Source organism: Salinicoccus kekensis (assembly GCF_900220995.1).
GTDB classification, from domain to species: domain Bacteria; phylum Bacillota; class Bacilli; order Staphylococcales; family Salinicoccaceae; genus Lacicoccus; species Lacicoccus kekensis.
This window is the reverse complement of record NZ_OBQF01000002.1, coordinates 72,139-97,396: the sequence shown is the minus strand read 5'-3', so window position 1 is coordinate 97,396 and position 25,258 is coordinate 72,139. Positions and strand designations below refer to the sequence as shown.

The 25,258-nt window shown below is 49.7% G+C and carries 23 protein-coding genes and 1 riboswitch; of the genes, 12 read left to right on the top strand and 11 right to left on the bottom strand.

Annotation, left to right across the window (positions count from 1 at the left end):
- Positions 1-65 precede the first annotated feature (65 nt).
- Positions 66-175, bottom strand: a riboswitch (TPP riboswitch).
- A gap of 73 nt (positions 176-248) precedes the next feature.
- The 6 genes from CRN96_RS05280 to CRN96_RS05255 all read right to left on the bottom strand — a co-directional run bounded on the left by CRN96_RS05280 (position 249) and on the right by CRN96_RS05255 (position 6,906).
- On the bottom strand, positions 249-1,484 hold the full coding sequence (locus CRN96_RS05280) for an MFS transporter (RefSeq protein WP_097039883.1): 1,236 nt from the start codon (positions 1,482-1,484) through the stop codon (positions 249-251).
- A 40-nt stretch (positions 1,485-1,524) separates the two neighbouring features.
- Entirely contained in the window at positions 1,525-2,571 is a 1,047-nt protein-coding gene (locus tag CRN96_RS05275; RefSeq protein ID WP_097039882.1) for a GntG family PLP-dependent aldolase, read from the bottom strand.
- A 176-nt stretch (positions 2,572-2,747) separates the two neighbouring features.
- Complete coding sequence (locus CRN96_RS05270) at positions 2,748-4,235, bottom strand: tripartite tricarboxylate transporter permease (RefSeq protein WP_097039879.1); 1,488 nt, start codon at positions 4,233-4,235, stop codon at positions 2,748-2,750.
- A gap of 12 nt (positions 4,236-4,247) precedes the next feature.
- On the bottom strand, positions 4,248-4,706 hold the full coding sequence (locus CRN96_RS05265) for a tripartite tricarboxylate transporter TctB family protein (protein ID WP_097039877.1): 459 nt from the start codon (positions 4,704-4,706) through the stop codon (positions 4,248-4,250).
- Positions 4,707-4,781: 75 nt separating this feature from the next.
- On the bottom strand, positions 4,782-5,831 hold the full coding sequence (locus CRN96_RS05260; protein ID WP_097039876.1) for a tripartite tricarboxylate transporter substrate binding protein: 1,050 nt from the start codon (positions 5,829-5,831) through the stop codon (positions 4,782-4,784).
- A 205-nt stretch (positions 5,832-6,036) separates the two neighbouring features.
- On the bottom strand, positions 6,037-6,906 hold the full coding sequence (locus tag CRN96_RS05255) for a LysR family transcriptional regulator (RefSeq protein ID WP_097039874.1): 870 nt from the start codon (positions 6,904-6,906) through the stop codon (positions 6,037-6,039).
- Between the two features lie 323 nt (positions 6,907-7,229).
- On the opposite strand from CRN96_RS05255, the gene CRN96_RS05250 reads away from it, so the two are divergent.
- From CRN96_RS05250 to CRN96_RS05220, 7 genes are all read left to right on the top strand, one after another.
- A complete protein-coding gene (locus tag CRN96_RS05250; protein ID WP_097039872.1) occupies positions 7,230-8,042 on the top strand; it encodes a GntR family transcriptional regulator in 813 nt (270 codons plus the stop codon).
- A gap of 70 nt (positions 8,043-8,112) precedes the next feature.
- Complete coding sequence (locus CRN96_RS05245) at positions 8,113-9,495, top strand: sodium/glutamate symporter (protein ID WP_245844555.1); 1,383 nt, start codon at positions 8,113-8,115, stop codon at positions 9,493-9,495.
- 18 nt (positions 9,496-9,513) lie between these two features.
- Positions 9,514-11,124, top strand: coding sequence for an amidohydrolase (locus CRN96_RS05240; RefSeq protein ID WP_097039871.1), 1,611 nt, complete (start codon positions 9,514-9,516; stop codon positions 11,122-11,124).
- A gap of 269 nt (positions 11,125-11,393) precedes the next feature.
- Complete coding sequence (locus CRN96_RS05235; RefSeq protein ID WP_097039869.1) at positions 11,394-12,158, top strand: SDR family NAD(P)-dependent oxidoreductase; 765 nt, start codon at positions 11,394-11,396, stop codon at positions 12,156-12,158.
- A 116-nt stretch (positions 12,159-12,274) separates the two neighbouring features.
- Positions 12,275-13,552 carry an alcohol acetyltransferase gene (locus CRN96_RS05230; protein WP_097039867.1) on the top strand — a complete coding sequence of 426 codons (1,278 nt, stop codon included), beginning with the start codon at positions 12,275-12,277 and terminating at the stop codon, positions 13,550-13,552.
- Positions 13,549-14,205, top strand: coding sequence for a DUF6320 domain-containing protein (locus CRN96_RS05225; RefSeq protein ID WP_097039865.1), 657 nt, complete (start codon positions 13,549-13,551; stop codon positions 14,203-14,205). The genes CRN96_RS05230 and CRN96_RS05225 overlap by 4 nt, the downstream gene beginning before the upstream one ends.
- Positions 14,206-14,244: 39 nt before the next feature.
- Complete coding sequence (locus tag CRN96_RS05220) at positions 14,245-15,222, top strand: alpha/beta hydrolase (RefSeq protein WP_097039863.1); 978 nt, start codon at positions 14,245-14,247, stop codon at positions 15,220-15,222.
- Positions 15,223-15,580: 358 nt separating this feature from the next.
- Here CRN96_RS05220 and CRN96_RS05215 read toward each other — a convergent pair whose 3' ends face one another.
- The 3 genes from CRN96_RS05215 to CRN96_RS05205 are packed head-to-tail and all read right to left on the bottom strand — an operon-like array spanning position 15,581 to position 18,559.
- Positions 15,581-16,516, bottom strand: a complete 936-nt coding sequence (locus CRN96_RS05215; RefSeq protein WP_097039861.1) for an ArsA family ATPase — start codon at positions 16,514-16,516, stop codon at positions 15,581-15,583.
- A 22-nt stretch (positions 16,517-16,538) separates the two neighbouring features.
- Positions 16,539-16,796, bottom strand: a complete 258-nt coding sequence (locus CRN96_RS05210; RefSeq protein ID WP_179647115.1) for a cory-CC-star protein — start codon at positions 16,794-16,796, stop codon at positions 16,539-16,541.
- 23 nt (positions 16,797-16,819) lie between these two features.
- Positions 16,820-18,559, bottom strand: a complete 1,740-nt coding sequence (locus tag CRN96_RS05205; RefSeq protein ID WP_097039858.1) for a carbon starvation CstA family protein — start codon at positions 18,557-18,559, stop codon at positions 16,820-16,822.
- A 181-nt stretch (positions 18,560-18,740) separates the two neighbouring features.
- On the opposite strand from CRN96_RS05205, the gene CRN96_RS05200 reads away from it, so the two are divergent.
- On the top strand, positions 18,741-19,385 hold the full coding sequence (locus CRN96_RS05200) for an NAD(P)H-binding protein (RefSeq protein ID WP_097039857.1): 645 nt from the start codon (positions 18,741-18,743) through the stop codon (positions 19,383-19,385).
- A gap of 201 nt (positions 19,386-19,586) precedes the next feature.
- Here CRN96_RS05200 and CRN96_RS05195 read toward each other — a convergent pair whose 3' ends face one another.
- Positions 19,587-20,096 carry a cupin domain-containing protein gene (locus CRN96_RS05195; RefSeq protein WP_097039855.1) on the bottom strand — a complete coding sequence of 170 codons (510 nt, stop codon included), beginning with the start codon at positions 20,094-20,096 and terminating at the stop codon, positions 19,587-19,589.
- 139 nt (positions 20,097-20,235) lie between these two features.
- Between CRN96_RS05195 and CRN96_RS05190 the strand changes: the two genes are divergently transcribed.
- From CRN96_RS05190 to CRN96_RS05175, 4 genes are all read left to right on the top strand, one after another.
- Positions 20,236-21,447, top strand: a complete 1,212-nt coding sequence (locus CRN96_RS05190) for a multidrug effflux MFS transporter (RefSeq protein WP_097039853.1) — start codon at positions 20,236-20,238, stop codon at positions 21,445-21,447.
- A 151-nt stretch (positions 21,448-21,598) separates the two neighbouring features.
- Complete coding sequence (locus tag CRN96_RS05185) at positions 21,599-22,081, top strand: RrF2 family transcriptional regulator (RefSeq protein WP_097039852.1); 483 nt, start codon at positions 21,599-21,601, stop codon at positions 22,079-22,081.
- A gap of 23 nt (positions 22,082-22,104) precedes the next feature.
- The gene (locus CRN96_RS05180; RefSeq protein ID WP_097039850.1) at positions 22,105-23,079 is read left to right on the top strand and encodes an LLM class oxidoreductase; all 975 of its coding nucleotides are present in this window, start codon (positions 22,105-22,107) and stop codon (positions 23,077-23,079) included.
- Between the two features lie 14 nt (positions 23,080-23,093).
- Positions 23,094-23,318, top strand: a complete 225-nt coding sequence (locus CRN96_RS05175; RefSeq protein WP_179647114.1) for a DUF896 domain-containing protein — start codon at positions 23,094-23,096, stop codon at positions 23,316-23,318.
- Between the two features lie 54 nt (positions 23,319-23,372).
- Here the strand turns inward: CRN96_RS05175 and CRN96_RS05170 are convergent, their stop codons facing one another.
- Complete coding sequence (locus CRN96_RS05170; protein ID WP_097039848.1) at positions 23,373-25,160, bottom strand: cation:proton antiporter; 1,788 nt, start codon at positions 25,158-25,160, stop codon at positions 23,373-23,375.
- Positions 25,161-25,258: the final 98 nt, after the last annotated feature.

The window sequence follows — 25,258 nt, the reverse complement described above, 5'->3', positions numbered from 1 at the left end:
CATAAAAAAATGCGCTGCTTTCCTTATAGGAAAACAGCGCAATATATATTCATATACTTCGATTCGTTATCGTTACGCCACTTTCCTACGCCAGCATGATCTGGATCAGGTTCCGGAATCCCGAAGTCGCTACTTCGATCTCAGCCTTTTCTAAAAGGCACTTCCAGTGGTCTTTCTATTCGGTTTTGTGATGCATTGGTTTCATGATAACGCATATTTACACATATTACAAATTTAGACTCAAATCATTATTCCCCATTAGCAGGTTGTCTATCACTTAAGAATAATATCCAGATCAGCAATCCAGTTATTAGTAATAAGACCAGGAATAGAACAAACCAACCGGTTTGATAAGAACCTGTATCCACTATCAGCCCAAAGATTAGTGGACCTATAATAACGCCCCAGGATCCGAGCATTATGCTGAAACCACTAGCCGAACCAGCCAGTTTTTCGGGAACATACTCTGTCACTGCATTCATCCAGATACCATTAAACCCAGAGATACAGAATCCGAAAACAAAGACGATAGGAACAAAAATTTCAAAAGATGTACCAGCTGGAAGTGAAAAAAGAGTGAGCGCAGAGATTGAAGATATGATAGCTATAATGACTAAGACAATGATTCTGTTGCCACGGAATAATGTATCGCTGACGATACCCCATACAATTCTGCCAATCGATCCTCCAACCTCAGAAATCACCAGTAAAATTCCCGCAGCCACCAGAGGAATGGCATGGACTTCATAAGTGAATAAAACAATGTAAGTATTCAATATCATCTGCGAGCCATTGAGCGCCATCGCGCTGATACTGACCATCAAATAGAGCCTGTTCTTAATCAAATATTTAATGGAAGAGAGTATATTCTCAGCTGTACCAGCAGGTGATTCCGATTCGATTGGCCTAGGTTCTTCATATATTTTAAATATAATAAAACCCATTACAATCAGAAGGCAGGAAGCGATTAAAAGCACAGGCCGCCATCCCCATTGAGTAGCGAGCGGCAGCAGAATCAGAGCTGCCATGGCAGAGCCTGCTGTAATACCAGTCTGCTTGATTCCCATTGCAGTGCCACGTCTGCGGACGGGGAACCAGTAAATGACTCCCCTGTTTGAAGCGGAGTGCATGGCTCCATAACCGAACCCGCCAACCATAATAAGAAAAAGTATCAAGGGATAAAAAGATGAGAAACTCAATGATGCAAAACTTAACCCCAGGCAAAAAGTCAGTAATAGCAGCATCTTTTTGGTGCCTGCCCGGTCAACCAGAAGACCTGCGGGAATCGATACAAGTGCCTGCCCAAGGAAGAGGGCAGCCGGAAGCATGCCAATCTGAGTTTTAGAGAGGGAGAGATCCGCTTCGAATAATGGACCAAGAGGTGCGAGGCTTCTCCCGACCAGTGCCATAAGCACCTGAATCATAAAAAGGCAGCCAAGCATCTTCCAAGGATCATATTTGCTTGTTGCGTTTATATAATCCATCTGTATCCTCACCTTCCAGGAGTCCGATCAATGAACTGCTTTATAAATACTTATTGTTAAAGTAATTGTTTATAATGCTTACGGTTTTTTTTATTTCTTCTGCAGAGATGTCCTTATATGTGGCCATACGGACTTTTGTATCTGAAATGGCCTGCAACCTCAAACCTTTCTGTTCAAGTTCATTGACCAAATGGGCTGCAGAACGACCGGAAGAAGATATATCTGCAATGATGATATTGGTTTGTACGGCATCCACATCAATTTTCATATATTCAGTGTTGATGTTCCTTGCGAGGTAAAGTGCATTCTCATGATCGACCTTTGATTTTTCTACTGCGTCTTCCAGTGCTACTATGCCTGCAGCTGCAATGACGCCTGCCTGTCTCATTGAGCCACCCAGTATCTTACGCAATTTTCTGGCACGATATATGAAATCCCGGTTGCCGCAGAGCATGGAACCCACAGGCGCTCCCAATCCTTTCGAGAGGCAGAACATCATTGAATCGGCAGGGGAGGTGAGTGCTTTGACATCTATATCGAAATAAGCCGCTGCGTTGAATATCCTTGCGCCGTCCAGATGTACTGGAGCGCTGTACAAATGGGCAATAGCACAAAGTTTCTTCATCTTAGAAACAGAAATACAGGTACCTCCATATGCATTATGGGTATTCTCAAGCAATAGGAGCCTACTTTGTCCATTCTTAACAATATTTTCAATGGCGTCCGAGTCTGGTATGCCATGGTCGTCAACCGGATAAAATTCCGGAGTCAGCCCAAAGAGATGCTCCATGAAAAGTCCTTTTTCGCTTCTGGAAATGTGACTAGATCGATCTGTCAAAATACTGTCGCCACGTTGTGCTTCATGAGTGAGTATGGCAATATAATTAGCCATGGTGCCGCTATTGCAAAAAAGAGCAGCTTCATGGCCGCTTATCTCTGCAGATAAATCTTCGAGTCTGCGGACTGTCGGATCTTCACTCCTTCCGAATGAATCGATTCTGCCGTCGTCTCCGGTTTCAGCTTCATACATCGCTTTTCTCATTTCTTTGCTGGGTTTTGAAAGTGTATCACTCCGTAAATCAATCATCTAAATTCTCCAATCCTACTAATATTCCTGGAAACAGGTGAGATCTTCACAACGTTAAGTTTATGTATCTTCCATGGAAAGAGAAAATCATCTCATGGAAGAATGAATTCATTAAAGCAGTATGCACTTAAAAAGAATTTAAAAATAGTGGAGGAAACATATCCTCCACAAAATTTTTATCTTTTTTTAGCTCTGATTTGTTTTATTATCGGGAAAACAAATGTGAGCAGGGCAACGATGATCAACGAAAGTGCAATCGGATCATTGATGAAAATCATCAGGTCGCCATTGGATATGGTCAGGGACTGACGGAAGGATTGTTCCATCATGCCGCCGAGTATGAATGCCAGTATGAAAGGCGGGGCAGGGAAAGCGAACAATCTCATAAGAAATCCTACAACCCCGAAAAGTAGGAGCATATATAAATCAAAAGTGTTGAAGCTGATTGAGTATACACCGATCATACTGAACATGATGACCAACGAAATCAGGAGAGGACGTGGAATCTGTAATATTTTAGCGAAGTAAGGTATCAGAGGTAAATTTAAGATCAATAAGAATATATTACCTATGTACATACTTGCAATGATACCCCAGAAAATTTCCGGACGATCTGTCATCAAGAGTGGTCCGGGTTGTATACCGAGAACTAAAAATGCACCAAGCATCACAGCCGTCGTACCCGATCCAGGGATACCCAGACTGAGCAGGGGGACGAAGGCGCCGCTGGTAGCGGCATTGTTAGACGATTCAGGAGCCGCAAGTCCTTTTATGGAACCTTTCCCAAACTCTTCTGGATTTTTGGCAAGACGCTTTTCCATGATGTAAGAAATGAATGAGGCAATTGTAGCGCCTGCACCTGGGAGCACACCGATGATGAAACCTAAGAATGATTGTCTTGTAACAGGCCCCTTCATTTCATTCAAGTCATTTTTGGACAAACGCAGGCTGCCCAGCTCTTTATTTTTTGACATGGAAGAGTCTTTTCGATTGATGATCAATGTAGTAACCTCAGCAAGCGCAAATAAACCGAGCGCGATGACAAGAAAGTCCAATCCTTCCATCAAATTGCTGTTGCCAAAAGTGAAACGTGGTGTGCCTGATTGCCCATCGATTCCGATGGTGGCGACCATGAAGCCGACAACGGCCGAAATCAAAGCTTTCAAAGTGGAACCTTCAGATAAACTTGATATGGCAGTCAATCCCATGAACATCAACGCAAAATATGCAGGAGGGCCAAAGGAGACTGCTACACTTGATAGTGCAGGGGCGAGAGCCATAAGTAAAAACACACTGACAGTTCCACCTACAAAAGAAGCAATTGCTGCAATGGCAAGCGCTTTACCGGCTTCCCCCCTCTGTGCCATCGGATAGCCATCAAATGCAGTAGCCACCGTCCCGGAAATCCCGGGAGCATTCAACAGTATGGATGATGTTGATCCACCAAACACTGCCCCGTAATACACCCCCGCCATCATGATTAAGGCTGATGAAGGATCCATACCGAATGTTACCGGAATCATTACAGCAATGGCTGTAATCGGGCCAAGCCCAGGGAGCATACCAATGATGGTACCGACCAAAACCCCGATTGAAACAAATAGTATACCCTGCAAACTGAATGCAGTCTGAAAACCTGTTATGATGCCTTCTATAGAACCCATGTACTACCTCCTCTAAAACGGTAATATTCCTTGTGGTAGATTAATCTGTAAAAATTCAGTGAATGCAAAGTAGAGGATTACAGGGAATAATACAGATACAATGCCATTGGTGATGTAATTTTTATAACCGAGAATCAATGATGAAAAAAAGATGAATAAAAGTGTGACGAGTATAAAACCCAAAAACTCAAACAGAAAAATATATCCGAGAATCAATAAAAATACTATTGCAATCATACCTAGATCTTTCCGCGGTATATCTCTACGGGCTTTTTGTTCTTCGGTCTCTGAATCCTTGGAAAAGAACAAAGCTATGGAGAGCACCGCAAGCAGCCACCCCAAGGCCTTCGGCAGAACATCGGCATCCACATTTGTATATGCGAATGATGGCAGCTGGTAACTCAGATATAAATATCCTATAGCAAGTAATAATAAAATGATGCTTACACGTTGATTAATTGTCTTTAACAATGGATCACCGCCTTTTCAAATGAGTAATTTTAAAAAAACAAGTCAATGGCAGATTCCATTGACTTGATAATGGGCTTATTCTCCTTCACCGAGCCCCAACTCATTCAGAAGTGCTTCCATTTCTGAATTTTGTTCTTCCAGGAAGTTCTGATATTCTTCACCTTCCATGTACATTTCATTCCAACCATATTGATCACGGATTTCTCCAAAGGCTTCGGAGTCACTTAATTCTCTGAATTTCTCCTGATAATATGTGACTGCTTCTTCATCCATATTTGGAGGTCCAAAGAAACCACGCCAATTGATGAATGTGGAATCAATGCCCTGTTCTATCATAGTTGGGAAGTCTTCCAATACTTCACCTTCTAGTCTTTCTTCGGAGGTGACACCCAGAACTTTGATTTCTCCGGCTCTTACCTGCTCAATCGTTTCAGCCACACCAGTGGAAAACACGTCTACACTGCCGTTCAGCAACTGAGTCAACGCGCCGCCCTCCTGATCGGAAACATATCTGATTTCTGTAATATCAACATCTGCAGCATCTGCTATCTGAACGAATTGGATGTGATCCATACTACCGGGGGAGGATGTACCAACGACTGTGACACTGGAAGGGTCTTCCCTCATATCTTCAAAAAGTTCATCCATCGTGTCCCACTCTGCATCGGCACGTACTGCAAAAGCTGCATAGTCTGCAATTAAGTTTGCAATTGGTGTGAAATCTTCGTAAGTTTGCTCAGCCTGTCCATTTAAAGGTACCAGAAGTAATGGTGGGGAACCCACGAACATATGGTGGTTGCTGCCATCCTGGCCAGCGATGTAACTCCATCCTACCGCACCGCCGCCTCCTTCCCTGTTGATGACACCGATATCTTCTTCAATGATGCCTTCTTCATTAAACACCTGTGCTGTCATCCTTGCAGTGGTGTCCCAGCCGCCTCCAGCTCCTGCGGGCGCTACAAATTCAATTGACTGTTCCGGTTCCCAAGCTGTTTCTTCTCCATCTTCTCCTGCGGCTTCTCCGTCGTCTCCGCCTTCATCTCCACCATCTCCGCCGTTGTCCCCTCCGCATGCAGCGAGTATAAGTACAAAACTGAACGATAATAACAGTAAAAATTTCTTCATCGATAAAGCCCCCTTATTTATAATATACTCAAGCTGTTGACCTGAGTTATTCCCCCTTATGTAACCCCTTTCATAATGTAGTAAAAAAACAAAATTTGTATAATCTAAGTATATAGTTGTAATAAGAAACAGAAAAATAGAAAAAATTAATGACTGAGCATAGATTATTTTTATATCAGGTGAATCACTCGGCGAATTTATCAGTTTATAAATTTTTTAAGTCGAGTGTGCGTACAAAGTTGACGAAAGCATCAACTACATTCAAACGTAAAGAATCATTATGAAAGTACATGGAGGTGCTCCTGGTAATACTATTCCCTGAAGCATCCTTTAAAGGTTTAGTTACAAGATCAGGGTAAGAACTTACAGGCAGGTCGGCCAAAATTGCATATCCAAGTCCATTGAGGACCATTTCCCTGCATGCTTCAACTTGATGTACCTGTATGCTTACCTTGGGGTGATGTTTATAATTTGAGTACCACCAATCATCGATAGTGTAGCGCATTTTATCATCAGTGGAATATTCAATACGTGGCAGAGTGGGCAAGTCTTCCCATTGGAATTCCCATGGAGCGGCCACACAGACACTTTCTTCATATAATAATTCTTTCTTATCTTTCCAACTGTAATCTCCGCTTATAAAGCTAATATGAACATCCTGATTCAGAATATTTCTGTACATTTCCTTGCTCCATCCTGTCACCACCTGAAACTCTACATCTGGATACTGTTGTTTAAAGAGAGATAATAGTTTTGGCATTTTATTCAATGCGAAGAAGTTGGAAGCCCCGATCCTCAGTGTACCTGCAACTTCTTTTTTTAAGTTGTTCAAGTCTTCTTCAATTTTAATTTGCTCCTCTAACATCTTTCTGGCATGCTGTGCCAACACTTCTCCTTCAGGAGTAAAAGTGATGCCTCTTTGTTTTCTTAAGATGAGCGGAACATTATAGTGAGCTTCAAGTTTCCTGATCCTTGAAGTTAAAGTGGGCTGTGACAGATAAAGATGCTCTGCAGCTTTGGTTATATTTTCTGTTGATAACAATACATCAAGCATTTCCCAATCCTGGTGTTTCAAAATATTTCCTCCTAAAATTTCATATTGTTTCTGTCATATAAAAAAGCTATGGTAAATTATTAAAATTATATGTTTTTTTAATCTCATAATCAAATTCATAATACGTATAATATTAAAGATACGTATAATTAAAATTTAAAAAGTGGTATAATATAATTATCAAACAATGTTATGAGCATGAGTCACCAAATCCCCATTCTACTGCCATAGAATGGGGGTTTTTTGGTGTATCGGCCATGTACCTTAAAGTCCATTAAAATCTCCTTTCTGTGGTAAACTATGATAATAAAATTGATATTAAATTTCAGGACCGGGTGATTGTTATGCCGTTGGATTATACAAATTCCATCCCGCTTTACATACAATTGAAGGAGAAGATCGAGGAGAAGGTCATGGACGGGACTTACACGGGTAAAGTGCCGAGTGAGCGCGAGTTCATGGATGAATACTACATCAGCCGGAGCACGGTGCGGCAGGCGATTGATGCGCTTGTGCGTGAAGGGACTCTTGTGAAGAAGCCGGGGAAGGGGACCTTCGTTGCAGTGAAGCCCATCAACGACTGGCTCGGAAACTTGAGCAGCACTACCGAGACGATCGAGAATATGGGCATGGACCCGGGTGCGAAGCTGATCAAGGTGCGCACGATTGTCCTGCCGGCGTATCTTCAGAAGATCACCGGTTTGAATGAAGCGGTCCATATCAAGCGTGTGCGCTACGCCGACAGCATCCCGATCGGTGTCGAGAACAACTATTATCCGGTAGGGCTCGGTGAAAAGATCAGGCAGTACGACCTCAACAAAGTGACGCTGTATGACCTGCTCGAACAGGAACTCGGCATCATGTCGATCGAAGCGGAGCAGACCATCAAATCGAAGAAGGTCAAAAAAGGGGATGCCAAACTGCTGGAGGTCTCGCCGAACACAAGCATGCTCATTGCGGAGAGAAGACTCGTCGACCACAACGGCGACTTCATCGAATACGAACGTGCCGCCTATAGGGCGGACATGTATGCCTTCAACATCAAGCTCTCCAGGAAGAAATGCATGGATGCCGCCGTCAATTCCGACGGCGGTGTTTTTATTTCCACTGGTACGGACGTCCTGACCATATTGCCATTTATATGCATCCTTCATTAATATGGACAATATAATTAAAAGATGACTGAGAATTTAAAATACTCAAAAGTCCATTGGAGGAAATCATTTTATGACATTCATGATCGCATTCGGGCTGGCGAGCGTCATGCTCGCCATCGGACTCATCATACGTTCGAAAGTCGGCTTCATCCGGCGCATGCTTGTGCCGACCAGTGTCATCGCCGGCATCATAGGATTTTTTGTCATGAACAGCGGGATGGTCACTGCAGTGGATGCAGGGATGTATATTCAAATTGTGACATTGCTCTTTACGGTCACATTCATCTCGATCGGGCTGACGAGCAATCCGAAGTCAAAATCCACGGCATCAAGCGGCCGGGACGTCGCAAAAGGTTCACTCGGTATGGGCTTCACATGGAATATACTGTATGCCCTGACGCCGTTTGTTGCAGTGGTGATACTGCTCGCCATCGGCGGCATCTTCGGTATGGATGCGGTGTACGGGCTGCTGATTCCGTTCGCATTCACGCAGGGTCCGGGCCAGGCGGCGACATACGGCGCCATCATGGACGCGGCGACTGTTGGTGTGACATTCGCGGCCCTCGGCTTCGTGCTCTGCTTCCTCATCGGTGTGCCGCTCGCAAGGTACGGGATCAAGAAGGGCCTCGCAAAAAGCATGGCTTCCAGGAAAATAGAGAAGCCTGTCGAGCGCGGTTACTACACGAAGGATGAAGAACGTGAATCCCTCGGGGACGAGACGATGTACAGCGGGAACATCGATACGATGAGTTTCCACTTTGCCGTCATCGGCATCTGTTTCCTGCTGGCGATCGGGCTTGCGGAACTTGCGTCAATGATTCCGGGCATCGGCCCGACAATCAGCGGAATGCTTTTCATCTACGGTATGATCGCCGGCTATCTTGTGAAATACGTGATGCGGAAACTCGGCATTGAACATTTCCTCGACAATAAATTCCAGTCGAAGATCACGGGCTGGTCGACAGATTACCTGATCGTCGCCTCATTCATGAGTGTGACATTCAGCGTGATCGGCAACTGGATTGTGCCGATACTCGTCATCTCGGTCGTCGTCACGCTGATCAGCCTGGCAATCTGCCTGTACTTCGGGCAGCGTTACGGCGGCAAGAATGATTACGAGCGGACGATCGGGATTTACGGCACCTCGACCGGGACGGTACCGAGCGGCATCGCACTTGTGCGCATCGTCGATCCATCACTCAGGACGTCCACTTCGGTGGAACTCGGACTGATGAATATACCGATGATGATATCGAACGTCACTTTCGCAACCATCATGCTGATAGCTTCAGGCGTTTTATCGATGCCGCTCGGACTGCTGCTGCTTCTGGCACCGATACCGGTCTATCTGATCGTCATGAGGGTCTTCAAAGTATGGGGACCGAAGACGTATGATCTGAAAGAAGATGACACAGCGTATGTCGGGGACATGGAAAGTGTCCCGTCAAAATAGTAATGGGAGTGTCTGATCATGAAAAAATTATTTTACAACGGGGACATCATCACGATGGAAGGTGAATCGGAAACCGCAGAAGCGGTGCTGGTCGAGGACGGCCTGATCCGGAGCGTAGTGGAAGACGGGATTGATGAGTATCTAGGCGATCCCGCAGTCGAAAAGGTTGATCTCGGGGGCCGGACTTTATTGCCTGCCTTCATCGACCCGCACAGCCACCTTGCGATGATGGGGCCGACGTCACTGCTTGCCGATCTGAAAGGGTGCAGCAACTCCAAAGACATACAGGATACCCTCGCTGCCTACATCAAAGACAACGATATAGAAAAGGGCGGTAAGGTGATTGGTTTCGGCTACGACCCGAATTTCATGGAGGAGCAGGCGCATCCGACAAAAGACGTGCTGAACGCGGTGTCGACAGAACATCCGATCATGATCACTCATGCTTCGGGCCATATGGGTGCCGTGAATGACTATACACTCGAGATGGCCGGGATTAATGAGGACACACCGGATACGGAAGGCGGCCTGATCGGCCGTATCGAAGGCACGAAGGAGCCGGAGGGTTATCTTGAAGAGACGCCTTTCATGAGCCTGAGGCGCAAAGTGTTCAGCGGCACCGGCGGAAATCCGGAAGAGGTGCTTGCCATCGGTGAAGCCGCCTATATCAAAAACGGCATCACCACGGTGCAGGACGGGGCGACCTCCACTGCGACCATCGAACTTTTCAAGTCGTACTCCGATAAATTCAAAGTCGATGTGGTGATGTATCCGCTGGTGGCTGAAAATCCGGAGGACCTGGAGGCGAACCGGGAAATGGTCGGAAAGTACCATAACCGCGTGAAGATCGGCGGCTATAAGATGTTCCTCGACGGTTCACCGCAGGGCAAGACAGCGTGGATGACCGAACCGTATGAAGGCGAAGGGGATTACAAGGGGTATCCGATCTATCAAGATGATGAGGTGCAGAAATATGCAGAAACGGCGATCCGCGCCGGTGTGCAGCTACTGACCCACTGCAACGGCGATGCAGCGAGCGACCAGCTCATCGAAAGTTACGGTGCAGCCCTGGAAGCAGCTGACCATCCAAATAAAAATAATCTCAGGCCGGTGATGATCCACTGCCAGACCGCGCGTGACGATCAGCTCGACCGGATGACGGAACTCGCAATGATCCCTTCCATCTTCGTCTCGCACACTTATTACTGGGGTGATGTGCATCTTAAAAACTTTGGGGAAAAGCGCGGCAGCCGGGTGAGCCCCGCAAGGTCCGCCTTCGACCGGGGGCTTGCGGTGAACTTCCATCAGGACTCACCGATCGTCGACCCCGACATGCTGCACACGATATGGTGCGCGGTCAACCGCATCACACGAAACGGTGCATCAATCGGCCCTGAGCAGCAGGTCTCCGTCTACGAGGCCCTGCAGGCGGTCACGATCAATGCGGCATATTCCTACTTCGAGGAGGACAGGAAAGGCAGCATCAAGGAGGGGAAGCTTGCCGATCTTGTGGTGCTTGATGCCAATCCTTTAAAAGTGCCGAAAGGAGAAATAAAAGACATCAAAGTGCTCGAGACGATCAAAGAAGGGGAGACCATCTACAAGGCTGAGCACGTCTCCATCAGATAATTAGGGAGAAATAAGGGGTATTGAATATATAGGACATCTCGGTCAGAGGTGTCTTTTTTTATTCCACCGGTTTATTGAAGCACTCGAGCATTGTCACTTCACATGACAAGTATTTCATAGAGCAGATCACAGACGACATATAAAATCGAAAATCAAAAATAGTGATTAAATTCACAAAGTTGTAACTTCCAGCATGCGGGGATGACGGATTTTAAGGCTTTGGATGTTATAATTGAGATGTAGAAAAATTCAATTCAGGAGGCGTTTCAATGATTTCTCTGGAAAACAAATCAGCAATCATTACAGGAGCTGCAATGGGCATGGGGAAAGCGACGGCTTTGAAATTCGGTAAAGCCGGAGCGAAAGTGGTCGTTGCAGACATGAATGAAGAAGAAGGCAACAAAGTCGTAGAGGAGATCAAATCAGACGGCGGTGAAGCGATTTTCGTCAAAGTCGATGTTTCCAATGAAGAGTCCGTAAAACAGATGGTGCAGAAGACGGTGGAGGCGTTCGGCAAGCTCGACGTTGCCGTGAACAATGCGGCAATCACGCCGGACGACAAACCGATCGCGGACATGGACTTCGATTATTACGAGAAACTGATGTCGGTCGATTTGAACGGTGTCGCGCTCTGCCTGAAATATGAATTGAAACAGATGGAAGAGGACGGCACACAAGGTTCCATCATCAACACCTCATCCGTCAGCGGCATCCGTCCGCAGCCGACGAACCCGGCTTATGTGGCGGCGAAGCACGGCGTCATCGGCCTCACCAAGCAGGCTGCGATGGACTACTCACCTAAAGGCATCCGCATTAACAGTGTGGCGCCGGGTGCAATCGATACACCGATGCTCCGGGGTGCGCTCGACCAGTTCGGCTTCGATCCGGACGAGTATGCAAAACAACTGAGCATGCTCGGGCGTTTTGCCCAGGCGGATGAAGTCGCAGAAGCGAACCTCTGGCTGGCATCCGACTTATCCTCGTATGTCACGGGTACCGTTTTGAACGTGGACGGCGGCTACACTTCAATGTAAATCAGGATTGAATCAGGGCATCTGCCGCTTCGGCAGATGTCTTTTTTCATTCATGCCGCATTTATCATCCCTGGATGCTATAATTTAATGAACAGTGAATATAAGGAGGTGAGCGGATGGATCAGTGGTACAGGATAGATAATACAGGAAAGATTTTTCATGCGGTCTCGAGTGCGACCAACTCCTCGGTATTCAGGGTGTCCATGATCATGAATGAAACGGTGGAGCCCGAATGCCTGCAGGAGGCACTAGATATCGTCGCGGTGCGTTTTCCGACGCTCACCGTGCGGGTGAGGAAGGGGCTGTTCTGGGACTTCATGGAACATAATGATGAACAGCTGCTGGTGAAGCCCGAAACGGGCCATCCATGCTCACCGATAGACAGGAAGGAGAATAATGCCTACCTGATACGGGTCCTTTATTTCGAAAAGCGGATTTCCGTGGAGATCTTCCATTCGCTGACCGACGGCGGCGGTGCGGTGGAGTTCCTGAAGACACTCGTCTACCAGTACCTGGTACAGAGAGGTGAAGAAGTGGAGACGGACGGGGTGATACTCGATCCGGAAGATGCACCCGAGCCTGAGGAGATGGAGGACAGTTTCGAGCGTTATGCCTCGTCCGATACGGCCTTGCGGCAGGCGGGCCGGGCGGAGAAGGCCTACCAGATCAAAGGCACCGCCTTTGAGCCGCCGGGCATCCATGTCACGCACGGCGTGGTGGACGGCACGGCGCTCAATGCCTTCGCCAAAAGCCGGGGGACATCGCTGACCGGATTTTTGACGAGCGTGCTGATCCAGGCGATCCACGAGGAGAGGATGCGTCGGGATATGACGGATGGCACCGTCTCGATTGCACTGCCGATCAGCCTGCGCCGGCAGTTCCCTTCGGTGACGCTCAGGAATTTCTTTTCTGTTGCGAACATCGGGGTGCCGATGGACGGGTATATGCACCTTGAAGACATCATTAAAGAGGTGACCGGGCAGCTCATCAGCCATACCGATAAAAATATGCTGCAGGCGGGGATCGACCGCTTCGTCTCGCTGCAGGGCAAGTGGATCGTCCGGGCCCTGCCGGTGCTTGTGAAGTATCCGATCATGCGGATCGGGTTCAACCAGTACGGGGAACGTTCGAAGACGATGACTTTCTCGAACCTCGGCAACATCGCGCTGCCGGAATCCCTAAAGCCCCATGTGGACAGGATGGAAGTCATACTGTATCCGACGCGTAAAAGTCCGATCAATGCCGCCATCGGCACATTGAATGGCAGGCTCACGATCACGTTCGCCCGGTCGATTGAAGAGGCGGACATCATCCGTGCATTCTTCAAATCGCTCACCGAAATCACCGGCCTCGATGTCGAGGTATATTCGAACGAATGGGGTGAAGTGCGATGAACCAATGTCCGAACTGTGATGTATGGACAAAAGACGGCCACTGCCCGCTGTGCGGCGAAAACCTCGTCGAGGGCGGAGGGGCTGCATGGTATCCATACTACGACCCCGAACTTCAGAAGAAGCGGACCAATATATCGAGGCTTGCGATACTGCTCGGCGCCCTTGCGGTGTTCATATGCCTCGCCATCAATATCATCGTCATCCCCCAGTTCCTGTGGGTGTTCTATGTGGCAATTGGCGTATTCTATGTCGTGGTGTCACTGACGCATACGATTTTGTCGGCCTCACACATCGGCGGCAAGATCACCGCCCAGGTCGTGAGCCTCACCCTTGTGCTGCTGGTGATCGACTTCTTATCCGGTGATTTCCAGTGGTCGGTGAATTATGCGGTTCCATTCCTCATCGTCGCGGGTATCCTCGTGATATCGATCATCATTTTGACGGTGCGACTGAAATGGACCAGCTACTTGAGCTTCCTGCTCATCATGATTGCACTCGGCTTCCTGCCGCTCGTGTTTTATTTTTCCGGCCTTGCGGACGTGCTCTGGCCGAGTATCATCGCGGCCGTGTTCGCGGTGACGGTATTTACGCTGCTCCTGTTGTTTGCCAACCGGTCATTCATGACACAGCTCGGGAGAAGATTTCATCTGTAACACCGTGCCAAAGGGTGCGGAATCGAAAGGAATGATTGAATGAAACGTGTTTTAAGGACAGCTGCACTCATCGCCGGAGCAGGGGTTTTATACTGTACGGCACGCGCCGGGCGTGCGGCATTGTTTGAGGAGAGGAGCATCGAAAGCAAGATCGTGGAAGACCTGATACGGGTCTTCAACTTCGACCTCGAAGATGTCGATGCCGAGATGCTTGCGAAAAACTTCAAGGAGAACAGGAAAGAACATAAAATCCGGGAGAACCTTATGCGTTCTGATGTCGAATCCTACTATGACAATGGGATGAAGGTGTACAGGATCATGCCTGAGGAGAAGGCCGCCACACGCCGCGTGCTCTACCTGCACGGGGGCGGCTACATCCACCAGCCGTCCGCGTTCCACTGGCTGTTCATCGACCAGATGGTCCAGGAGACGGGGCTTGAATTCATCGTGCCGATCTATCCGAAGACGCCGGAATATTCTTATGAGAGTGCATATGATGCAGTGGCTGGGCTGTATGACAACTTGCTTGAAGAATGCAGCGATGAACTCATATTGTTCGGGGACTCTGCGGGTGGCGGACTCGCTATCGGATTCACCCAGTGGCTCGCCGAGGAAGGGAAGGTCATGCCGGCGGGACTCGTCATCATTTCACCTTGGCTCGATATCACTTTGGAGCATCCCGAGATGGACAAGTACGCAAAAATGGACCCCATGCTTCGGCCGGATCACCTGAAGATCATCGGCCGGATATGGGCAGGGACCTCGGACCCGTCATATTATAAAGTGTCCCCGATCAACGGGGTGCTCGAGGGCCTTCCAAAGATATACTTATTTGTCGGTGAACGTGAAATCTGCCTGCCCGATGCACGCGATTTCGCTGAAAAACTTGAAGCGGCCGGGGCGCCCTATGAATACTATGAGTATCCGATGATGAACCACGTCTTCCCGCAGTATCCGATACGGGAAGGTGCGAGGGCGAGGCGCCAGATCAAGGAGATACTGGAGTCGCTTGTTTGAAGAATATTTTAGATGATTGCCGGGACAGACGTCCCGGCTTTTTTTGTTTTGTGCCGGCAGGGCTGCTGGTCAAGGGATAGTGTTTAGATAGCGTTGGGAATCTGTCTAACTAAACGTTTGGAGGTGGCAAGTGTTTAGATAGCATCAGAAATCAGCATAACTAAACGTTTGGAAGGCCGTAGTGTTTAGATGACAATAAAAATCTTTCTAACTAAACGTTTGAAGGACCCAACTGTTCAGATAGCATTAAAAATTATCATAACTGAACACTTGGAAGCCGGCGGAAAAACATTTAAACGTATTGACGGCAAAAAAAGAACTCTGTGCTGATATCAGCACAGAGTTCTTTTATGTTTTATCAGGTCTCCAGGACGTAATGCCTGCTGAATGCATCGAGCTCATCGAGTGTCGTGATGTCATGCGGCAGCAGGGGCACGTGGATCTTCCTCTGATCCGGGAATGTCTCCTCGATGTCCTCAAGATAGCCCTTCTCATGCGTCCGCCTCTGTTCAAGAAAAGCGCCGTCCGCTTCATCCGGGAGGACTTTATTGACGATTATGGTCCTTACATGAAGATGGTACTGATCGAGCAGGTCTATCGCCTTCCGCGTCTCGAGGATCGGCAGCCTCTCAGGGTTCAGGACGAATATGAAGCCCGTCTTGTCCGATTCGAGCATGATTTCACGTGCCTTCGAAAACCGGTTCTGCCGCTCAAGCAGCACTTCGTAGATCGGGTCTTCGATCGGTTCGCCGTCATTCAAAAGCTGGGTGTAGTTCTCGTTCGTCTTCCTGCGCTTTTTCAAAAGCCCCTCGATCCAGACGCCCATCAGTTCCGGAAGCGTCAACAGCCGGATCGTATGCCCGGTCGGTGCGGTGTCGAAGACGAGGTGGTCGTATTCCTTCTCCTCTTCAAGGATGATGGAGATGAGCTTGTCGAAGAGTGCCGACTCATCCGCCCCGGGTGAGGCTTTTGCGGTGTCGAGCTGGCGGTTGACTTCCTCGATCATGCTGGAATGCACCGTCCCTTTGATGTTCTCCTTCACCTGATTGATGTACTTCGTCGTTTCACGCTCCGGATCGATCTCAAGGGCGTGCAGGTTGTCCGTGACCTTCTCCGTCTCCCCGCCGATCGTCATCGAGAAAATGTCGCCGAGGTTGTGCGCCGGGTCGGTCGAGATCAGGAGCGTCTTTTTATTTTCTTTTGCAAGTTTCCACGCGATGGCTGCAGCGGACGTGGATTTGCCCACGCCGCCTTTGCCGCCGACGAATATTATTTTATGATGCAGTGCGTCCATACGGCATCCTCCTTCAATTTGATCAACAGCAACGGATGCCTGTGAGTGGTGATTTATCCATGCCCATCCTGAGGTGCCAGTCATGGAAATCCTCGATGATGTGCGGATAGAGCTCGAGTGTGTAATAGTAGACCGGATTCGGTATGCCGATCATTTCGGAGTAGAGCAGGAGCAGGAACATATCATCCTGATCCCGGAGCTCCCGTGCAACTTCCGTCCTGTGCGGCATCTCCAGCACTTCCTCATAATACTTGATGAGCTTCTTCATTTTATCCAGCATATTCATCACCTTCCTTTAAAACTTTAATCTCTGTGCTTCTCCAGCTCGTCGTCGAACTTGCCGCTCAGTGCCTGGATGGCTGTGACGATGATCCAGATTGCAAATACGAAAATGATCGCGCCGAGTACGAAGAGCAGCATGTTTGAGCTGTCGCCGTACCATGCCCATTGGAAGAACACCTGCGTGAACATGGCGTACATGGTCATGAAGAGCAGGAAGATCATCGGGATCAGTGTGATGAGATAATTCACACCTTTACGTTTCAGCCAGATCGTGATCAGCAATAAACTGATGCCCGCCAGCAGCTGGTTCGATGTACCGAACAGCGGCCAGATGAGATATCCACCGGAACCGAAACCGCTCGGTCCTTCAGGTATGAGGACAAGTGCGGCAGTCGACAGCACCGCGACGGATGTTGCGACGTGCTTCTTCGTGAGTGCCGGCACTTTATACTCTGAACCGATCTCTGCGATGATGTAGCGCATCAGGCGGACGGCGGTGTCGAGTGTGGTTGCGGCAAAGCTCACCACGATGATGGAGACGATCGTCGTTGCGATATGTGCCGGGATGCCGAGACCCCCGGCAAGAATGGCAGCACCTTCTACGAAGTTGCCGAGCCCGCCGGCGTTCGCCGCTTCAAAGCTCGAGTAGACGGCTGAAAAGTCTGCAGCACTGCTGAACAGCGTCACGACCGCAATGATTGAAATCAGTGCGAGCACGCCTTCACCGACGGCACCGAAGTAACCGACGAAACGTGCATCAGTTTCAAGGTTCAGCTGTTTGGATGACGTACCGGAAGACACCAGGCCGTGGAAGCCTGAAATGGCTCCGCAGGCGATCGTGATGAACAGAAGCGGCAGCCATGAAACGTCGGCATCCGCATTCGTCGCCGGTGCGTTGATCGTCGGGTTCGTGAACAGGAGACCTGCATACAGTATGATCAATCCGACAGACAGCTGATGGGAGTTGATGAAGTCCCTCGGCTGAAGCAGTTTCCATACAGGAAGCGTCGAAGCGATGTAGACATAGACGAGCAGGACGCCGATCCAGATCATGAATGCAGTGGACACCGCACCAAGGCCGAACAACCCTTCGCCGCCTTCACCGCCCATATATGACACAAGGTCGATCTGCAGCCATGAAACTTCTGCGGTCAAAATCGCGGTCGCATACATCACCGCAAGGGCGATCAGGGACGGGATGAGCATCTTCATATTACGCTTGTAGGCTGCATAACCAATCCAGATCGCCAGCGGTATCTGGATGAACACCGGCAGGACGCTTGCAGGGTATGTAATGAAAAGATTTGCGATCACCCATGCAAACACCGCGTTGATCATGAGTACGAGTGTCAGGATGATGAACAGGAATAAAATCTTCCCGCGCCTGCCGATGAACTTTTCTGCAATCGTTCCGATGGACTGGCCTTTATTCCGGACCGACAGTGCCAGTGTGCCGAAGTCGTGCACACCTGCAGCAAAAACGGTACCTAATATGACCCACAGGAATGCAGGCAGCCATCCCCAGTAGACGGCGATCGCAGGACCCAGTATCGGTGCAGCCCCTGCGACGGAAGTGAAGTGGTGGCCCCACAGGACGAATTTGTTCGTCGGGACGAAATCCACGCCGTCTTTGTACTTATGTGCCGGGGTGATGAAATCAGGATCCAGCCTGAAGATCCTTTCTGCGATGTACTTCGAGTAATAGCGGTAACCGAGCGCGAATACCGCAAGGCCGATGACGGCCATCAATATAGCATTCAATATGACTCCCCCTTATGTTTAATATAAAAACAAGCATATCGAATATTCTAATAATTGTAAATACAATTTTTAACGATTCTAATTTAAGTGTTTTGGGAGGTAAGGCACTTCCGGACGGAATCCTTTAAATTGCTCATCTGAACTTATACGATGGATATAGAATTGATCAGGAGGGTGAAAGATGAAAATTGTAATTCTTGGTGCCGCAGGCCAGATCAGCAGGATGCTGACTGACAATTTGAGGCGGGAAACGGATCATGAAATCGTCCTGTTCGCACGGAATGCTGAGCGCCGTCTGGAAATCGAAGATTCCGGACGCGAGACGCTGATTGATGGTGATTTTAATGATACCCAGGCACTGGAAGCAGCCATCAGCGGTGCGGATATCGTCTATCTGAATGAGATGGCGGATGAGACGGGGACGGAAAACATCATCAGGGTCATGGAGAACAGTGGTGTGAAGCGGCTCGTTGCTGCGTCGGTGCTCGACATATATGACGATGTGGCGGGCGAGTTCGGCCGCTGGAACGATCAGATGATCGGGAGCCTTCCAGTGATGCAGGTGTATAAGGAAAAGGCGGAATCGGTTGAAGCATCGGATCTGGACTACACTTTGCTGCGGCTGACATGGCTGTACAATGAACCTGGAAATGAAGCTTACAGCACGACGGACAAGGGCGAACCTTTCGTCGGTGCGCAGGTGACGCGCAATGCGGTCGCGAGGATGGTCATAGACATCATCGAAGATCCTTCGAAATACAGCCGGGAGAGCCCCGGTGTATACGAACCGGGTTCTGAACATATGGATAAGCCGGAATTTTATTAGAAGAAAGAGGATTCATCTTATGTTATGGATGAATCCTCTTTTTTGCTGTACATATTTAGTTTCCTGCAGGTACTCGCGGGGCTTACGAGTTCCTGTTAAACTTCCTGCAGGTATTCGCGAGTGTTACGAGTTCCTGTTAAACTTCCTGCAGGTACTCGCGGGGCTCACGAGTTCCTGCTGGACTTTGGGTTACTGCCTGTCTCAGTCATTCCAGTAGTTGAAGAGCGGACCGTCCTCCCCGAAGATGGGGTCCGCCTCTGGCATCGGGACTTTCTTGATGTTATCAAGCACTTCGGGGCGTTCATCCGACTCGCCGTAGTTCATGTCGAATTCGACTCCGCCGGGGTAGGCACCGTAATTCTGGTAGTCGTCGCTCGACTCGATCATCTTATGGCCGTAGCCCGCCGGCAGTATGATGACATCTCCCGGGCTGACGTCGACCTTCTCCCCGAGCTCACCGCCGAGCTGGAGTGTTGCGGTGCCTGAATCTACGACCAGCACTTCGTGGGTGTTGCTGTGGTAGTGGTGGAACGGGTGGACGGAGCCGAGCCATTCGCCGGACCAGCCGTTTTCATTTAAAGTCTTCGCGGCATCATCTTCGGAATCGAGCGCCTCCTTGTAGATCAGGAGCGGCAGCTTCCAGTGGTTCGGTATCCTGCCGTCATCTTCGACTTCAATCTGTATGATTTCTGTTTCTTTCGCTTCCTTCATGATCATCATCCTTTATTCAGATTACTTATCATTAACCTGTTTGAAGGACTTTTAATCATCCGCCATGGCAGGCGGGGCGGGGGAGTGATATACTTTCATGTATTCTGTAAATAAAATGATCATTTAAGAGGATAATGTCATGACTGTACATATGAACAAAGGAAATGAAAACAAATACTGGATCGTCATACTGCTCGGCGCACTCACGGCGATCGGGCCGATCTCGATGGACATGTATCTGCCCGCGCTGCCGATTGTTGCAGAAGATCTGGAAACGAGCGCTTCCCTTGTGCAGCTGAGCCTGACGACATGTCTTATCGGCCTTGCCGTGGGCCAGCTGATGTTCGGCCCGCTCAGCGACATCAAAGGTCGCAAAAGGCCGCTTGTTTTGAGCCTGCTGATCTACGCCGCCGCATCGGCCGCGCTCGCTTTCACGACGAGCATCGGGCTCTTCATTGCGCTGCGCTTCATCCAGGGATTCACGGGTGCTGCAGGCATCGTCATCGCACGCGCTGCGGCACGGGACATCTACTCGGGTAAAAACCTGACGAAGGCCTTCGCACTCCTCGCGCTCGTCAGCGGGGCTGCGCCGATACTCGCGCCGATTTCGGGCGGGTTCGTCTTGAACTTCGGTTCATGGCCCATCGTCTTCCTGATCATCGCAGGGATCGGTGTGCTGCTCATCCTATCCGTGCTCTTCTTCTTCAATGAAACACACCCGGAAGACCAGAGATCGGAAGGGACGGTGTTCGCTGTCGTGAAGACTTTCGGTGATCTGCTTAAGGATAAAGTGTTTCTCGGCATCTCGTTCACACAGAGCCTCATCATGTCGGCGATGTTTGCATATATCGCAGGTTCGCCGTTCGTCCTCCAAAACATTTACGATGTATCACCACAGCAATTCTCACTCATATTCGCATTGAACGGGCTCGGCATCATCATCGCCGCCCAGGTGTCTGGCAGAATTGCCGGAAAAGTGGAGGAGACGAAGATCATGATGGCCGGGGTGCTGCTGTCACTCGCCGGCAGCATACTGCTTGCCATCGTCGTCGCACTCGGACTGCCGCTCATCTTCATCATCACCGCGCTTTTCATGGTGGTCTCGAGTGTCGGGTTCGTTTCGCCGACGGCTTTCTCACTCGGTTTGAAGAACCAGAAGAAATCTGCCGGCAGCGCATCGGCATTCCTTGGGCTGCTGCCATTCATCGGCGGAGCGGTCGCATCCCCGCTTGTCGGACTTGCGGGTGACGAAGCCGCATGGCCGCTCGCAGTAGTGATTGCCATCTGCAGCATCTCCGCACTTGTCATATTCATGGTGCTTGTCCGCGGAAAGGCCGTGCAGGAGGCATAGTATAAGAAACACCGGAACCTTTTACGGGTTTTGGTGTTCTTTATTTTTCAGGCATAAAGATTGAAGGGGAATTCCTTTCCTGTTATTATAATTACCATTGTGGATAAGTGTTATCCATATTATAAAAATTTTGAGGAATGCGGTGAGTGTCATGCAGATGAAGACGGGTGTCGAACAGTCGGTATACGCAGTGCTCCTGCTCAATATGCTGCCGGAGCGTGCGGTGCTCGACAGTGAGGTCATCAGCGAACAGCTCGGCGCCTCGCCGACATATATGCAGAAACTGCTCAGGAAACTGGTCAATGCGGATATCATCAAATCCGTCACCGGGGTGAAGGGCGGTTTCAAGCTCAATAAAGACCCGGAGGCCATCAGGGTCTACGATATATATGTCGCGGTCGAGGGGCAACAGTCGCTCTACAGTTCAAGCGGCATATTGGACGGGATGCTTGAGCTTGAGAAGACAGAGAGATGCTGCATCCTGGGTGAACTGATGGAGGAAGCGGAAGCATCATGGAAACGGGTGCTTAAGAGGGAAACCATTGCCTCACTCACCGAGGAGATCCAGTCGGAGCGCTTTGCCGGGAATACGGCGGAACTGCAGAGCTGGATCAATGAGAAGATGGTCGTTTAATTCAAATGAAATCAGGTGTAAATATGAACCGGTTTGAAAACCATAAAGGATTCAAAAGGACTTTCAAGGAAAATAAAATGTCGCTCGGCCTGATGTTCCCGCTGGAATCCTATACGGGGAGCTTCCCGGAGATGGATCCGACAGAACAGATGCGGCTTGCCAAAATGGCGGAGGATTACGGATTTGCATCACTGTTTGTAAGGGATGCACCACTTTATGACCCGGACTTCGGTGATGTCGGCGGGCTGTACGACCCGTGGATGTTCTTAAGCTATGTCGCTGCGCACACGGAAGAGATTGCGCTCGGCACCGGCAGTATCGTGACGACACTCAGGAATCCGCTGCATACGGCGAAGTCCGCAGCGACATTGGAAAAATTGTCGGGCGAACGGCTTTTATTCGGTACGGCAAGCGGGGACCGGCCGATCGAGTTCCCGGCCTTCAGGACGGATATCGAAGATAAGGGTGAACTGTTCCGGGAATCCATCGAAGTGATGAAGCAGCTGTGGCGTGAGGAGTTCCCGAAGATACAGACGGAACGCGTGAACCTCACGAAAGGTGATGTCGTCCCGAAGCCTGGGATGTCGGATATCCCGGTCTTCGGTACGGGATACGGTGGACAGACGCTGGAATGGCTCGCCGCAAACACCGACGGCTGGCTGTTTTACCCGCAGGATCTCGGCGGCCAGAAGAAACTCATCAATCAGTGGCGGGCGGCGGCAGGAGGCTTCAAACCATTTGCGATGCCGCTTGCCATCGACTTATCCGAGCGGCCGGGGGAGACGGCAAAACCGCTCCCGGTCGGCTTCCGCGCGGGACGCCATTTCCTGATTGATTACTTGAACGCTTATCAGGAGGCAGGCGTGAACCATGTGATGATCGCGTTGAAGCAGAACAGCCGGCCGGCTGAAGAAGTCATCCAGGAGCTCGGGGAGTACGTCGTCCCGAAATTCCCGGCACACATCGAACCAAAATACAGCTTTTTAAATTTTAAATGAAATGAGGAAATAAAATGATTCAAGGATTGGACAGGATCAACGAACTTGCAAGAATACAGAAGACGGTCGGATTGACCGAAGAACAGAAAGAAGAGCAGAGGGTGCTCAGGGAAGATTACCTGAAGCAGATCAGGGGTCAGGTGCTGGATTCCTTCTCAGGCCTCACCGTCATCGACCCGCTCGGCAATGACGTCACCCCTGAAAAGCTGAAAAAAGAACAGGAACAGGGTAATATATAAATGATGAAACCGCCCGGAACAAAAATATGTTCCGGGCGGTTTTTGATTTGGTGTTTATTTTATATACTGCCTTGCACCTTTCAGCACGCCGAGTACGCTGCCGTTTGAATTCTTCACTTTGGAAGTCAGTGATTTGAAGGTGACATGCTTTTCCTTGCTGATGTGGTAGAGGATGACGTCGTCATCATCCAGGTTCCTGCGTTCAGATGACGGGATTTCCGTGATGTCGTTGTCCTGGATGTACCTGTTCAGCACACGGTAGGTCAGGTCCTCATCACAGAGTATGTGGTTGCGTTCCCAGTCTTCGATCGTCGTATTCGGCACGTCTTTCGGCGGTGCGATGACGTTCACGTTCTTCACCCCGAACTCTTCGCTCAGCACGTTGAAGGCGAGGTTGTTGAAAGTGAATGAACGTGTGAGAAGGAGGCACTGGTCGAAGCGGGTCATATCCTGGAACATGCGCTCTGATTCTGCGAGCAGGCTGCCGGATATCTTCTCTATGCCGTATTCCTCGATATCATACTTCCTGCTTGCCAGCACGTCGGAGATCGCGACGGGTATGTTATGCTCCTTCAGCTTCAAAGCGAGCTTGATCGAGAGCAGATGCTCACCGAGGAGGATGACACCCGGCGGCTTCCGGCTGGAAAGGTCGAGTGCCTTGCTCAGCGGCTTGAAGCTGAAGCCGTACACGACGACCGTGATGAATACGAGTGCGAATGTGACCGGCACGATCATTTCCGCCATTTCGACGTTCATTTCAGTGAACAGCCCGCCGAAGAATCCCGCGACGGTCAGTGCGACGATGCCGCGTGGTGCAACGGCACCGACGAAAAGCCGCTCCTGGATCGAGAGCTCCGTATTGACCGTGGACAACAGCACGGAAGCGGGGCGGACGATGAGTATCATGACCAGGCAGAACAGCAGCACTTCCCATGCGATGACGATTTGGAGCATGTCCATCGTGAGGGATGAGGTGATCAGGATGAACACCGTCGAGACACTGATGAGTGACAGGTCGTCGATGAAATGATCCGATTCCTTGAAGATCAGGTGCTGATTTTTAAGCTGGGCCATGACGAAGCCGAAAATCGTGATGGCGAGCAGCCCCGATTCATGAAGGATCGCGTCACTGATGCTGAATATCAGGATGATGAAGACGAACTGCATCGGCGTCATCAGGTTCTGCGGCAGGATGTCATTGATGAGCAGCACCCTGAACAGCATGGCACCGCCGTACCCGAGTGCCGCCGCTGCGGAAAATCCGATGATGTAATCCATCACGAGCCCCATCTGGAAGCCGTCCGCTGCAAATTGGAAGATGTAGAATGCGAGCAGGGCGAGCATCGGACCGACGGGGTCGAGTATGATGCTTTCCCATCTGAGTATCGAATCGACCGACCGCTTCACCTTCGCTTGTTTCAATAGCGGCTGTATCACCGTCGGGCCGGTGACGATGAAAAGTCCGGCCAGGACGAGTGAGATGGAGAGCGGAAAACCGATGATGTAGTACATGGCGAGCGTGCCGAGCGCCCAGCCGATCAGTGCATTCAAGGTGAGGATGCGCCGCATCGCGATTGAGATGCCCTTCAGTTCACGGGCATTCAGGTTGCTGCTGCCTTCGAACAGTATGATTGCGACCGCGAGTGAAATCACGGTGCCGAACAATTCACTGCCGAGCAGCTCTTCAGGATTGGTCCAGCCGAACACCGGCCCGATCAACAGGCCGACGATGGACATGATGACGATCGCCGGAAATTTCAAAAGCCTCGCCGCCCACTGGCTGAGTATGCCGAGGCTGATGAAGATCGCGACGATCAGGAGAGTCGGCATGGTGTATTCCATTGCGCGCACCTCACTTCCATAAAGTCATTTATATAGAATCAAATTCGTATACTAAAGTCTTATCACGAAAAAAGCAAGGGGTGATTTACTCATCCCTT